Origin of the sequence: Aeromonas sp. ASNIH4, from assembly GCF_002934425.1 — a bacterium.
In the GTDB taxonomy this organism is placed as follows: domain Bacteria; phylum Pseudomonadota; class Gammaproteobacteria; order Enterobacterales; family Aeromonadaceae; genus Aeromonas; species Aeromonas hydrophila.
Map to the genome: position 1 here is coordinate 363,447 of NZ_CP026217.1, position 13,354 is coordinate 376,800.

Genomic DNA, 13,354 nt, shown 5'->3' on the forward strand with positions numbered 1-13,354 from the left:
AAAAACAAGAGACACGAGGATAAATCCATGTTGAAGAGACTTTCCATTGCGGTACTGTTCGCGCTGGGCGCCAGCTCGGGCCAGGCTGCCGAATTCCTGCTGACCGACTCCCAGCAGGGGCTGGATGTGGGGGACTGGAAGATCACCAGCGACAAGCTGGGGATCAAGAGTCCGGCACCGTTCAGCATCGAGAAGAAACGGCTGCATGGCGGGCGTCAGGAGGGGGTGGACCTGCTGATTGTCGACAACGGGGTGATGAAGATAACCCTGATCCCGACTCGTGGCATGGGGATCAAGGAGGTCAGAGCCGCCGATTTGCGTCTCGGCTGGGATTCGCCGGTCAAGGAGGTGGTCAATCCGGCCTTCATCGATCTGGAGAGCCGCGCCGGGCTCGGCTGGCTCGATGGCTTCAACGAGATGCTGGTGCGCTGTGGCTACGAGTGGACCGGTCACCCGGGAGTGGATGACGACGGCCGCCTCAAGAGTCTGCATGGCCGGGTGCAGAACATTCCGGCCTCCGTGGTCAGCGTGACCATAGACGAGGAGCCGCCTTATGCCATTCACGTGCTGGGCCGGGTGGACGAGCGCACCTTCAAGATGAGCGAGCTGGTCACCTGGACCCAGCTCAGCGTGGTGCCCGGTCAGGCGGAGTTTGCCCTGCAGGACAAGCTGACCAACCACGCCGACTACGAGAACGAGTACCAGATCATCTACCACGGCAACTTCGGGGCCCCCATCCTGGAGGAGGGTGCGCGCGTCAGCACTCCGGTGAAGCAGATCTCCCCGTTCAACGACTACGCCAAGGGGGGGCTGAAGAGCTGGCAAACCTATCTGGGGCCGACCAAGGGCTTCGACGAGATGGTGTTCAATCTGGTGCCCTACAGCGACGCCGAGGGCAACACCCTGGCGGTGCTGAACAACCGGGCAGGCAGCGCCGGGGTGGCGGTGGGCTACAACACCAGGCAGTTGCCGGTGCTGACCCTGTGGAAGAACACCGACACCCGGGCTCAGGGCTATGTGACCGGCATCGAACCAGGCACCAGCTATGCCTACAGCACCAAGTACCAGCGCCCGCTGGGGCTGGTCCCCAAAATTCAGCCGGGGGAGACCAAGACCTTCGATCTGACCTACCGCCTGCTGCAGAACGCCGACGAGGTGAAGCAGGCGCTGGCCAGCGTGGAACAGATCCAGGCCGGTCGGCCTACCGAACTGCGTGAGCAGCCGCTGGTCAAGCTGCCGTAAGCAACGGACAACCAGCAAAAAGCCGCTCTTGAAGCGGCTTTTTTATTTCCCTGAACCAGAGCGGTCTTAGACGTGGTTGTACTCAGACATGGTTATACATGGCCTCGATCTCGCTCTGGTACTTGGACTCGATGATCTTGCGGCGCAGCTTCATGGTGGGAGTCAGTTCGCCCAGCTCCATGGAGAAGGCGCTCGGCAGCAGGGTGAACTTCTTCACCTGCTCGAACTTGGCCAGCTCTTTTTGCAGATCCTGGATGCGTGCCTCGAAGAACTCCACCACCTTGGAGTGGCGCAGCAGTTCGGTCTTGCACTGGTACTGCAGGTTGATGGAGCGGGCGTACTCTTCCAGCGACTCGAAGCAGGGCACGATCAGCGCCGACACGAAGTGGCGGGCATCGGCGACGATGGCGATCTGCTCGATGAAGCGATCCTTGCCGATGGTGCCTTCCACCAGTTGCGGGGCCACGTACTTGCCGTTGGAGGTCTTCATCAGCTCCTTGAGGCGCTCGGTGAAGTAGATGTTGCCTTCGCTGTCGAGTTCGCCAGCATCACCGGTACGCAGGAAACCATCCTCGGTCATCACCTCGGCGGTCGCTTCCGGCTTGTTGTAGTAGCCGCGCATCACGGTGGGGGAGCGCACCAGCAACTCGTTGTTCTCACCCAGTTTCACCTCGATGCCGCAGAGCGCCGTGCCGATGGAGCCCAGCTTGAACTGGCTGTCTTCGTAGCAGCAGACGGTGGCGGTGGTCTCGGTCATGCCGTAGCCGTACTTGAGGTTGAGCCCCATGGCCTGGAAGAAGAAGTTCACTTCGTCGGCGAGGCGGGCGCCGGCCACCGGCAGGAAGCGGGTGCGGCCGCCAAAACGGGCGCGCAGCTTGCGAAACACCAGTCGCTCGGCGAGCCAGAGCTGGCCGTAGAGCAGCGGGGAGGCGGTCTTGCCCGCCTGGCGGGTAGCGACCATCTGCTTGCCCACTTTGGTGGCCCAGCCGAACAGGGCCTGGCGCAGGCGCGGCGCCTGGGCCACCCTGGCCTGGATCATGGCGTAGGCCTTCTCGTAGAGGCGCGGCACGGCGCACATCACGGTCGGCTGTACCTCGCCGATGACATCCATCACCTTCTGCGGATCGCGGATGTAGACGTTCTCGGCACCGCAATAGAGCACGTAGTAGCTCCAGGCCCGCTCGAACACGTGGCTGAGCGGCAGCATGCAGAGCGACACATCCTGCTCGTTCAGATCGAGGCGGCTGTTGTGCATCTCGAAGCAGGCAGCGATGTTGGCGAAATCGAGCATGACCCCCTTGGGTTCACCCGTGGTGCCCGAGGTGTAGATCAGGGTCAGCAGGTCATCCATCCGGTACTGGCTCTCGCGCTCGCGCAGTACCTGTTCGCTGGGCTGGTGGTTGCCGGAGACCAGAAACGTCTGGAAGTGACTTGCCTGCGGGCAGCCGCGCAGGTTGACGCTGCCGTCGAGGGCGACCAGCTGGCGGATCTCGCCGCTTTCAATGAGTTGCAGCGCCTGGTCGAACTGAGGCTGTTCGCCGACGAACAGCACCTTGATGCCGGCATCTTTGACGATGTAGCGCAGCTGATCGAGCGTGCTGGTGGGGTAGATGGGCACGCTGACACCGCGGGCGGCCAGGATGCCGAGATCGGCCTGGGTCCACTCCGGCATGTTGCGGGCATAGATGCCGACCATCTCGGTGGGCTGGTGGCCGGCGCGGATCAGCGCCTGGGCACAGTAGTCCATGGCCTGTCCCAGAGTACGCCAGCCGATGGCACGCCACTGGCCATCCTGTTGTACGCGCAGGGCGGCCTTGTTGCCAAGCCGGGCGATACGCTCCCGCATCAGTCGAACCAGGTGGTGTTTCGGCATCAGTCAGACATCCTCAAGTAACAGTTGTACGCCCTAAGGGGCACTGAAAAATCGCGCTGGAGTTTAAACTCTAAGATTACAGCTTACAAGTGTTCGCCATTTGTCTTGGATCACAAAGTCGTCAATTAGGGTGAGCTTGAGGCATGATGGGGGCTGACATGCGGAGCCATTCAGGGAGGGTGAACAATGAGTGTCGGCATCAAGGGGGTGGTGACCGGGGTATTGCTGTTATTGGCGGGGGCCGGCGGGCTCTGGTTTACGCTGGGAGGCACGGGGAGCGAGGAGGACAACCCCTGGCTGAGCGGCGCCGAGGGCTATGCGCAGGCGCAGCAGCTGGCTCTGCACAAGGGCTATCCGCTGCTCTACGTGATCGAGCGCGCCAAATGCCGGCGCTGCAAGCTGCTGGATACCAGCCTGTGGCAGTCAGAGGAGATGGCGCCGGTGCTGGCCCGGCTGGTGAAGGTGCGCCTCAACCCGGATGCGGGGGATGGTAGCGAGCACATACTGCGGCGCTTCCCGCAGGTGGCGACCCCGCCCGGCATCTATGTGCAGCAGCCGGGCGAGCCGCTCAAGCCCATCAAGATAGTGGTGGATATCCAGCAGATCTGGATGCCCGGGGTGACCTGGCAGCGCGGTTTCTTCATGCCGCTCTCCGCCGCCGGGTTCGAGGCGGTGCTGCACACCACTCAGAGCCTGCAGGATCCAGCCCTCGACAACGCGCCGCTGCTGTAGTGCTGCAGATGTAGTGACGCAGAAATAGTGCGGCGGTTTAGCCGAAGTCGAACAGGCGGGACATCAGCACGGCATCTTCCCGATCCTGGCCGGTGCCATAGTAGTCGGCGCGCCGGCAGTACTCGGCAAACCCCTCGCTCTCGTAGAGGCTGATGGCGGTGCTGTTGCCGGCCCGCACTTCGAGAAACCAGGCCTCGGCCTTGTTGGCCTTGCTGCGGGTGAGGTACTCCCTGAGCAGCGCCCGCCCCAGCCCCTTGCCCTGAAAGTTGGGGTGCACGCAGATGTTCATCAGCGAGCTGTCGCCCGCCACCAGATCCGAGATGTAGAAACCGGCCGGCTGGCCGTCGACCAGCAGCAGGCCGTTGAGGTAGCGCGGCCCGAAGCAGGAGAGCAGGTTGGCCTGACTCCAGGGCTCCTTGTGGGCAGCCTGTTCGATGGGGTAGATGAGCTCGAAGTCGGTCTCGAGCAGGGGACGAAATTGCACCATGATGGCTCCGGGTCGGGGCGGCTGAACGAAGAGAGATAGAGGGGCCTGGAGCTCAGCCGAGGCGCCCCTTGAGCTGCTGCCACAGCGCCCGTTTCTGGGCCGGGCTGGGCGCGAGCGGGCAGATCAGGGCCTCTGGCCAGGCGGGATCGGCCGCCTCCAGCCAGAGCAGGGGCGGAGTGTGGCCGACGGGCAGGCTGCTCAGCAGGCTGACCTCGTCGCTGCCGATGCCGAGCAACTGGCAGAGATCCGCCAGCAGGCCGGGGGCGGGCTGCCGGCTCGCCAGGATCCAGAGCTTGCCGCTTGGCGGCTCGCTCGGCACGGCCGAGGCGGGGGCTGCCTCCTGCTCGCTTGTCGGGATCTCATTGGCCGGCGCGGGCACAACCTGATGGCCCGCCAGCAGTGCTGGCCGGCGCAGTTGCCAGCTCGGGATGCCCATCCGGGCCAGCAGGTGTTGCCGCAAGCGACCGGATGCCTGGTCAGGTTGCGCGGGGGCGGGCTCCCGCGCCGTGGTCAGCTGCACTGGATCTTGCATGGACGATGACTCAGTCTTGATCTGCATTGATGAAAAAAGCTCTGCGCAGGGTACACTCGAACGCGTTTTGCTGCATCTTTTGCGGTATGTTTTAGCCAGGTGAGGCGGCCCGGCGCTCGGCAACCGGCCGGAGCGAGCCACAGGCGGCCTCCCGACAATCCACCAAGCAGGACAGGGAACCTTCGATCGCGTCGCGGGTGTGCCGGTTCCAGACAACCCCAGTATCGGAAGTGTGCCTATGCCACCTTTAGCATCACAGAATCTTCGTCTCGCCCCCATTCACGAGCGCCTGCCACGCCTGCTGTCGGCCCTCGGCGAGGGGCTCTACGAGCGCCAGGATGCCCTGCGGCTCGGCCTGCTGGCGGCCCTGTGCGGCGAGAGCGTGTTTCTGCTGGGCCCGCCCGGCATCGCCAAGAGCCTGATCGCGCGGCGCCTCAAGCTGGCCTTCTTCGATGCCCGCCACTTCGAATACCTGATGACCCGCTTCAGCACGCCGGAGGAGGTGTTCGGCCCCCTCTCCATCCAGGCGCTGAAGGAGGATGGCAAGTATCTGCGGCTCACCGCCGGCTACCTGCCGGAGGCCGAGGTGGTGTTCCTCGACGAGATCTGGAAGGCGGGCCCCGCCATCCTTAACACCCTGCTCACCGCCATCAACGAGCGGCAGTTTCGCAACGGCGACAGCCAGCACCCCATCCCCATGCGGCTGCTGGTGACCGCCTCCAACGAGCTGCCGGCTCCCGACAGCGGGCTGGAAGCGCTCTACGACCGCATGCTGGTGCGGATCTGGATGGATCGGGTGCAGGAGAAGGCCAACTTCCAGGCCATGCTGGCCAGCGACGGCCAGTCCCACCAGAATCTGCCGCCCTCGGTGCAGATCCACGGCGAGGAGTACCTGGAGTGGCAGGAGCAGATCGACCGGATCCGGTTGCCGGACGACTGCTTCGAGCTCATCTATCAGCTGCGCCAGCAGCTCGACAGCCAGCTGGCCCACAGCTGCTACGTGTCGGATCGGCGCTGGAAGAAGGCCGTCAGGCTCATCAAGGCGAGCGCCTTTTTCAACGGCCGCGACGAGGTGGCCCCGCTCGATCTGCTGCTGTTCAAGGATTGCCTCTGGCATGACGAGGCCTCGCGCACAGCCCTGCTGGAGATGATGACCGAGTTCTCCCGTCTCTACGGCTATCAGCAGCTGGCCATGACCCGTCAGCTGATGGGACTGCGGGAGCAGTTCAAGCAGTTCAAACAGAGCGTGGCCCAGCGCCTGTGCTGCAAGGCCAGAAAGCGCCAGCAGTGGTTCGGGCGCCGCGCCCGCGGCATCCAGATCCCGCTGGCCAACGCCCGCCCGTTTGGCAAACTGGCGCACTTCCACCTGCTCACCCCGGCGGCGCTGGATGGCGACGATCCGGAGCGGCTGGTTGAGACGCTGGTATTCGACCGCACCCTGCTCTCCCACTGGCACCCCACCGGCGAGGCGCTGGTGGGCTGGCCGCTCGGCAACCCCAAGGAGGGCCACTACGAGCTGGTGCTGGACGACGAGCTGCGCCTGCACGTGCTGGACTTGCAGCGCCAGCAAATTCCCCTGGTGCTGGTGGAGCGCAACCCCATCCCCGAGGTGGTGATCGCCCCCTGGCAGGCCGCCCTGACCGGGCTGCTAGCGGAGGCCAGCGTGCTGGCGCAGGAGCTCAAGCGCCAGCGCAACCTGTTCGAGCGCCATCAGCAGCACCTCTTCATCGGTCGCCACTGGCTGCAGCAGGTGGAGGACAGCTTCTTCGTGCTGAACCGGGATCTGGACCAGCTGCGCAGCGACCTCAGCCACTGGCACGATCGGCTGCCGCAGCTGGACGCCTGAGCCATGGCGAGCGCGAAAGGGACTGTGGTAAGCCTGATCGGCGGAGGTCGCCATGCTTGAGATCGGCATGATGGATCTGGGGCTGCTCATCGGTGAAGGGGAGCTGGCGGGCGAGATGGCGCTGCTGTTGGCCTCCACCCCCAAGATCTCCGAGTTCATCAAGCGCTCCCCGCTGCAGGGCAAATTGTTGCAAAAGCGGATCCGCCGCTGGAGTGAACAGCTGGGGGAGGAGATGCGCCATAAGCCGGTGCCGGTAGCGCTGGAGCAGGAGTATCGCCTCTATCAGGCCCACAAGGGGTTGCCGCTGGCCGAGCTGATGGGGCGCCTGCCAGCCCTGCTGGACGGGCTGGAGCAGTACAGTCCCTTCGCCGGCGAGGCGCGCAGCCTGGTGCGCCAGCTGATGGCCCACCCCACCGACAGCCAGCGCCAGCTGCTGATCGAGAAGTGGCGCACCAGCCTGGTGGGCAGCCTGCTGCAGCTGCAGCAGCAGATCGCCGAGGCGGAGCGGGAGAAGCAGCGCCAGGAGATCGAAGATCAGCTGCTGGCGAGCCGCACCCTGGCCGATGCGCTGGACCCCAACCAGATCTCCGCCGGCGGGCTGTGGGATCTGGCGCAGGGCAGCTGGCACAAGCGCAGCCTGGTGCTGGTCAAGCAGTACGCCCGCATGCTGCAGCGCGAGCCGCTGCTGGCGGAGATCGCCAACCTGCTGGGGCGCAGCCAGCAGGACAACCGGGCCAACGACTCGCCGGTGCCGCCGGTGCAGGTGCACGAGCTGGAGGAGGTGCAAACCGACGACGTGCCGGACGATCTGGTGGGCATTCACCCGGCCAGTGACCTGATGCGGCTGTTGCCGAGCGAGGCGGTTATGCTGGCGCTGCCGGAGCTGGAGCTGGAGTTCTACCGCCGCTATCTGGAGCGGCGCCTGCTGAGCTACCAGTCGCGCGGCACCCTGCCGCGTCAGCGCATCATGTTGCGCACCCCGGAACTTGGCCGGCGGCAGTTGCAGCAGCGGGGGCCCTTCATCGTCTGCATCGACACCTCGGGCTCCATGGGGGGATACCCGGAGGAGTGCGCCAAGGCGCTGTTTCTGGCGCTGCTCAAGGTGGCGATGGACGAGAAGCGGGGCTGCTACCTGATGCTCTTTTCCACCGAGGTGGCGACCCTGGAGATCACCGCCGACACCGGGCTCGACAAGGCGGAGCGCTTCCTCTCCATGAGTTTTCACGGTGGCACCGATCTGGTGCCCTGCCTCGAGAAGGCCTTGATCAAGCTGGATGACCCCGCCTTTGCCAAGGCGGACGTGCTGGTGGTCTCCGACTTCATCGCCCAGAGCCTGCCCCACAGCTTGCTGGAGCGGATGAACCGCCAGCGCAAGCAGCAGACCCGCTTTCACGCGGTGGCCATGTCTCGCCACGCCAAGCCGGCGCTGCTGCGGGTGTTCGACAACAGCTGGCTGCTTGATTGCGGCCTGCGCGGGCGCCTGCTGCGGCGCTGGCAGAAAAATTAGATGTTAATATCTCCTCTTTTTAGATAGTCGTCACAATATAACAACTTTCCTCAGCTTAGTTTCTGTGAGTATGAAATATAAGACTCGGAAAGGTATGTGATCCAGTTTGTGCTATTGGATGGAGTTATTGTGAGGGAAAGAAAATAAAAATATGTTTTTATGAGGCTAGATATAGTTTTTTTCTGGTCCTTCAAATATAAGGGGGAGGACTTTCCATATAGACAGAAGGAGGTATGACACCTCCTCCGTATTTTAGTCTTAGAGCTATGGGCTGGGGGGCTATTAACTGAAGAGTATTATCTAGTTGACCCCCTTAGCTTATGATTACATTAATGATATAGGACGCTGTGACTTTCTGGCGACGCCCATGCGTGACGGATTAGCTAATGTTGCATTATCCTTCGAATATTTAGCTCGCATTTCCCCCGTAAGAGTGAATAGGCGAGTGATAAATTCTCTATCGCGAATAGATCCAGCTTCATGCATTTCTACCAACTCTTTAATTTCTTTAATTTGATGTTTCATTTTACGGTGTCACCGATTAATTTAAGTGGGTGGTTTATTTCAACTTAATGATTCCAAAGGAAATCATTAAGTTGAAATTACAATGATTTAATCTTGTTTGCAATGCTAAGTTTTTAAATTAACGTCGCGATGAGTTTACATTGCAGTTGCCCCTGAAGTCAGAAAGAAAGTTATCATGTTCTCAGTTACAAATGACCGCTAAACATAGTGATTTCTGACGCGAAGACCAAGAGCGTTTAGTTTGTTTATTGTGCTCAAATATACCATTGCTTCTCTTGCTTGGCCGTTTGTAGTTATACAAACTGATGTTTCCTGTCATTTACTGTTTGAACCAGCACTTTGTCGTCTTCGTCAGTTAAGGGCCGTGATACCCGACCTGACCTATGAGTTCCAGTGAGTCACGCCTTCTTTGCGCGTAACCAATGCCGCATCATTGCTCTGATGTTTATTTTCCAATATCCCCACATTCTTATGAGGTGGGATACAGGTAGTCCCTCCTTTGCGGACAATTAGCCGATAGGTGGCTTAGCTATCATAGGTGTCAGCCAACTTCTCCCGCGCATCCTCGGCGACCCGCTTGAGCCGTTCGTTCTCCTGCAGCAGCTTGTCGTAGGCCGCCTGCAGCTCCTGGTATGTCATCAACCCGCGCTTCCCTGTAGTGGATGGCGCTTATAGTCGATGCTGATTTTCCATCTGTAAAGAGGCACGAGGAGTCAGTGTGAGAGCCCGCCAGATCTGGCTGATTTTCTCTCTTTCTCCCTGGTGGCTGTGTGCTTGAACAAGGCAGGATATGATGGTCATAGTGAACACACCTGCCTAGCTGCACCACCAGAGGGGAAACCGAACCGGCATGAAACGCATCATGACCCTGATCCTGCTGACGGGATTGTGCACGCCCCTCGCCTGGGCGGCCCGGGCGCCGCTGACCGAACCCCAGCTCTCCCGCGAGCTGCAGCTGCTGGAAGAGGGCTTCCAGCCCGACCGCATATTCCGGCTACGCATTGCCGCGCTGGTGGCGAGCAAGGATGAGTATCCCCTCGACGTGCAGGGGCGCATCGTGCGCCTGCAGTGCTGGGCCATGCCCGCCGAGTGGGACAGCGAGTATCGCGCCGTGGTGGCCTTTGCCGATCAGCAGCTGGCCATCGCCCGGGCCCGCAAGGACAGGATCACCGAGACCGGCCTGCTCACCTGTCGCGGCTTTCACCAGCAGCTGCTCGGCAACATGGACCAGGCCAAGGCCGACTATCAGCAGGCGCTGGTGCTGGCCCGCCGGCTCAGCGATCGGCTGCAGGAGGCCGACATCCTCAGCTTTCGCGGCGACATGTACGCCTATCAGGGGGAGCTGGCGGAGGGGCTGATGGAGCTTATCGAGGCGCACAAGCGCTTCGAGTCGCTGGGGCAGGATGGCAAGGCGCGGGAGGTGCTGGCCCAGATTGCCAACGCCTACCGGCGGATGGGGCTCTACGAGCGGGCCGATGGCTACTTCAAGGAGCTGGAGCACGACTACGGCACCCTGGGGGATCAGGAGCGGCTGGTGGACATCCGCTCCCAGCAGGGGCTGCTCTATGCCGAGATGGGGGAGTATGAGCGGGCCCTGCCGCTGATGATCCAGGCCGAGCAGCTCTACCGCTCCCAGCAGAAGGAGGGGCAGTTGGCCTGGATCCAGATCGAGATCGCCACCATCCTGCTCAATCAGAACAAGGTGGCCGAGGCGGTGGGCAAGTTGCAGCAGGCGGATGCCATCCTGCGTGGTGGCGAGAGTTCCGACAGCGTGACCCTGGGCCACTGGCAACTGGTGATGGGCATGGCGGAGGCGGCGCAGAGCAACCCGACCAAGGCGCTCAACTACCTGGCGCAGGCCGAGCCCATCTTCGTCAAGGAGAAGAACCAGCGTCAAGGAGAAGAACCAGCGCTTCCTGGCGCGGGTCTACGAGGTACGGGCCCGGATCCTGGAGCAGCAGGGCCAGATCAACGGGGCGCTGGCCAGCCTCAAAAAGTACGTCGAGACCAAGCACTCTCTGGAGCGGGTGCTCAGGGAGCAGCGCTCGTTGCAGATGCGCTTTGAGTTCGATCTGGCCCGCAAGGAACTGGAGAACCAGGCCCTCAAGACCAAGCAGCTGCTGCAGGAGGCCAAGCTCAAGCAGCTGCAGGAGCGGCGCCACTGGCAATATGCAGTGGTCATTCTGTTGCTGCTGGTGATGGGCATGCTGGCGCTGCATCAGTTCAATCGCTCCCGCAAGATGCGCCGGCTTGCCATGACCGACGACCTGACCGGGCTGCACAACCGCCGCCAGATCCAGGCCAAGGGGCAGGCCTGGTTCAAGCAGGCGCGAGAGCATGGCAAGACCTTGTCGGTGCTGCAGCTGGACATCGATCACTTCAAGCAGGTCAACGATACCCTGGGCCACCACATGGGGGACAAGGTGCTGGCCGAGGTGGCCAGCTGTGTCGCCGCCCAGCTGCGCTCCCTCGATCGGGTGGGGCGCAACGGTGGCGAGGAGTTTCTGGTGCTGCTGCCCGACACCTGCCTCGACGAAGCGGTCGAGGTGGCGGAGCGGATCCGCCATCGGGTCGCCCAGCTGCGCATCGACGGGATGCCGGAGGGGCAGCCGGTGCACGTCAGCATCGGCTGTGCCCAGTACAGCCCTCTCGATGAGAGCTTCGGCGATCTGGTGCAGCGGGCCGACGAGGCCATGTACCGGGCCAAGCAGGCGGGCCGCAATCAGGTGATGCGGGCCGAGTAGGGGGCGCAGGCCCCTTGCTCGACTGCAAAGCCGGGCTGGGTATTTTTCACTCGCGCGGGTATAATGTCGCGCAATTTTGCTTTGGCTCAGGTGAGAAGACCCATGTAACGCAACCCTCTTCCTCTCTCCACCGGTTGGTCTGATGCCAGCTTGGTGTGGCTCGTTGCGTATCCATGCCGGACCGTGAGTCAATGCGGCACTCCGGAATTATCCCACGGTGGCTTAAGGCTGCCGCCCAATAGAAGAACGTTGAATTATGTCAGCTGAATTTCTGAGTGAAGTCTCCAAGAGACGCACTTTTGCGATCATCTCGCACCCGGATGCGGGTAAAACCACCATCACCGAAAAAGTCCTGCTGTTCGGACAGGCCATTCAGCGCGCCGGTACCGTCAAGGGCCGTGGCTCAGGCCAGCACGCCAAATCCGACTGGATGGAGATGGAGAAGCAGCGTGGTATCTCCATCACTACCTCGGTGATGCAGTTCCCCTATGCCGATTGTCTGGTCAACCTGCTCGATACCCCGGGTCACGAGGACTTCTCCGAAGATACCTACCGTACCCTGACGGCGGTCGACTGCTGCCTGATGGTCATCGACGCTGCCAAGGGTGTTGAAGACCGGACCCGCAAGCTGATGGAAGTGACCCGGCTGCGCGACACCCCCATCCTCACCTTCATGAACAAGCTGGACCGCGAAGTGCGCGATCCGATGGAGGTCATGGACGAGGTGGAGCGCGAGCTCAACATCATGTGCGCCCCCATCACCTGGCCCATCGGCTGCGGCAAATCCTTCAAGGGGGTCTACCACCTCTACAAGGACGAGACCTATCTCTATCAGAGCGGTCAGGGCCACACCATCCAGGAGAAGCGGGTAGTCAAGGGGTTGAACAACCCCGAGCTGGATGCCGCCATCGGCGAAGATCTGGCTGCCCAGCTGCGTGGCGAGCTGGAGCTGGTGCAGGGTGCCTCCCCCGAGTTCGATCACGATGCCTTCATCGCCGGCGAGATGACCCCGGTCTTCTTCGGTACTGCACTGGGTAACTTCGGTGTCGACCACATGCTGGACGGCCTGACCGACTGGGCACCGTCGCCCATGCCGCGCAAGGCCGAGAGCCGTGAAGTGGCCGCCACTGAGGAGAAGTTCTCCGGCTTCGTGTTCAAGATCCAGGCGAACATGGATCCGAAACACCGCGACCGTATCGCCTTTATGCGCATCGTGTCAGGTACCTACTCCAAGGGCATGAAGATGCGCCACGTGCGCATCGGCAAGGATGTGAACATCTCCGACGCCGTGACCTTCATGGCCGGTGACCGTGAGCAGGCGGAAGACGCCTTCGCCGGCGACATCATCGGTCTGCACAACCACGGCACCATCCAGATTGGTGACACCTTCACCCAGGGTGAAGATCTCAAGTTCACTGGCATCCCGAACTTCGCGCCGGAACTGTTCCGCCGCATCCGCTTGCGCGACCCGCTCAAGCAGAAGCAGCTGCTCAAGGGGCTGGTGCAGCTCTCCGAAGAGGGCGCGGTGCAGGTGTTCCGTCCGCTGATCAGCAACGACCTCATCGTGGGTGCGGTCGGTGTGCTGCAGTTCGACGTGGTGGTGTCGCGCCTGAAGAGCGAATACAACGTCGAGGCGCTGTACGAGGCGGTCAACGTCTCCACCGCCCGCTGGGTGGAAGGGACCGACGTCAAGAAGTTCGAGGAGTTCAAGCGCAAGAACGAGGTCAACCTGGCCCTCGATGGCGGTGACAACCTCACCTACATCGCGCCGACCATGGTCAACCTGCGCCTGGCCCAGGAGCGTCACCCTGACGTCCAGTTCCGCCAGACCCGCGAGCACTGATAAGGGCTTGCCCGCTAGGCAGA

At 62.1% G+C, this 13,354-nt stretch carries 11 protein-coding genes; 7 read left to right on the top strand and 4 right to left on the bottom strand.

Going from position 1 to position 13,354, the window contains the following annotated elements; all coding sequences use genetic code 11:
• Positions 1-27 precede the first annotated feature (27 nt).
• Positions 28-1,242, top strand: a complete 1,215-nt coding sequence (locus tag C2U40_RS01725; RefSeq protein ID WP_103827799.1) for an aldose 1-epimerase family protein — start codon at positions 28-30, stop codon at positions 1,240-1,242.
• Between the two features lie 82 nt (positions 1,243-1,324).
• Here C2U40_RS01725 and C2U40_RS01730 read toward each other — a convergent pair whose 3' ends face one another.
• Positions 1,325-3,115 carry an AMP-dependent synthetase/ligase gene (locus C2U40_RS01730; RefSeq protein ID WP_103827798.1) on the bottom strand — a complete coding sequence of 597 codons (1,791 nt, stop codon included), beginning with the start codon at positions 3,113-3,115 and terminating at the stop codon, positions 1,325-1,327.
• 186 nt (positions 3,116-3,301) lie between these two features.
• On the opposite strand from C2U40_RS01730, the gene C2U40_RS01735 reads away from it, so the two are divergent.
• Entirely contained in the window at positions 3,302-3,847 is a 546-nt protein-coding gene (locus C2U40_RS01735; protein ID WP_103827797.1) for a hypothetical protein, read from the top strand.
• A 37-nt stretch (positions 3,848-3,884) separates the two neighbouring features.
• Here the strand turns inward: C2U40_RS01735 and rimI are convergent, their stop codons facing one another.
• Both rimI and C2U40_RS01745 read right to left on the bottom strand, forming a co-directional pair.
• Positions 3,885-4,334, bottom strand: a complete 450-nt coding sequence (gene rimI / locus C2U40_RS01740) for a ribosomal protein S18-alanine N-acetyltransferase (protein WP_103827796.1) — start codon at positions 4,332-4,334, stop codon at positions 3,885-3,887.
• Between the two features lie 52 nt (positions 4,335-4,386).
• Complete coding sequence (locus tag C2U40_RS01745) at positions 4,387-4,866, bottom strand: DNA polymerase III subunit psi (protein WP_103827795.1); 480 nt, start codon at positions 4,864-4,866, stop codon at positions 4,387-4,389.
• A gap of 238 nt (positions 4,867-5,104) precedes the next feature.
• Between C2U40_RS01745 and C2U40_RS01750 the strand changes: the two genes are divergently transcribed.
• Positions 5,105-6,712 carry an ATPase RavA domain-containing protein gene (locus C2U40_RS01750; RefSeq protein WP_181014794.1) on the top strand — a complete coding sequence of 536 codons (1,608 nt, stop codon included), beginning with the start codon at positions 5,105-5,107 and terminating at the stop codon, positions 6,710-6,712.
• A 52-nt stretch (positions 6,713-6,764) separates the two neighbouring features.
• Positions 6,765-8,219: an ATPase RavA stimulator ViaA gene (gene viaA, locus C2U40_RS01755; protein WP_103827793.1), complete on the top strand. Its 1,455-nt coding sequence runs from the start codon at positions 6,765-6,767 to the stop codon at positions 8,217-8,219.
• A gap of 324 nt (positions 8,220-8,543) precedes the next feature.
• Here the strand turns inward: viaA and C2U40_RS25965 are convergent, their stop codons facing one another.
• Positions 8,544-8,744, bottom strand: a complete 201-nt coding sequence (locus C2U40_RS25965; protein WP_124251868.1) for a hypothetical protein — start codon at positions 8,742-8,744, stop codon at positions 8,544-8,546.
• Positions 8,745-9,594: 850 nt separating this feature from the next.
• Between C2U40_RS25965 and C2U40_RS26955 the strand changes: the two genes are divergently transcribed.
• The 3 genes from C2U40_RS26955 to prfC all read left to right on the top strand — a co-directional run bounded on the left by C2U40_RS26955 (position 9,595) and on the right by prfC (position 13,331).
• Entirely contained in the window at positions 9,595-10,809 is a 1,215-nt protein-coding gene (locus tag C2U40_RS26955; RefSeq protein ID WP_233768810.1) for a tetratricopeptide repeat protein, read from the top strand.
• Positions 10,799-11,488 (top strand): GGDEF domain-containing protein, encoded by a 690-nt coding sequence (locus C2U40_RS26960; RefSeq protein ID WP_233768837.1) that lies wholly within the window; start codon positions 10,799-10,801, stop codon positions 11,486-11,488. Before C2U40_RS26955 ends, C2U40_RS26960 begins: the two co-directional genes overlap by 11 nt.
• A gap of 253 nt (positions 11,489-11,741) precedes the next feature.
• Positions 11,742-13,331, top strand: a complete 1,590-nt coding sequence (prfC, locus tag C2U40_RS01770) for a peptide chain release factor 3 (RefSeq protein WP_085946238.1) — start codon at positions 11,742-11,744, stop codon at positions 13,329-13,331.
• Positions 13,332-13,354: the final 23 nt, after the last annotated feature.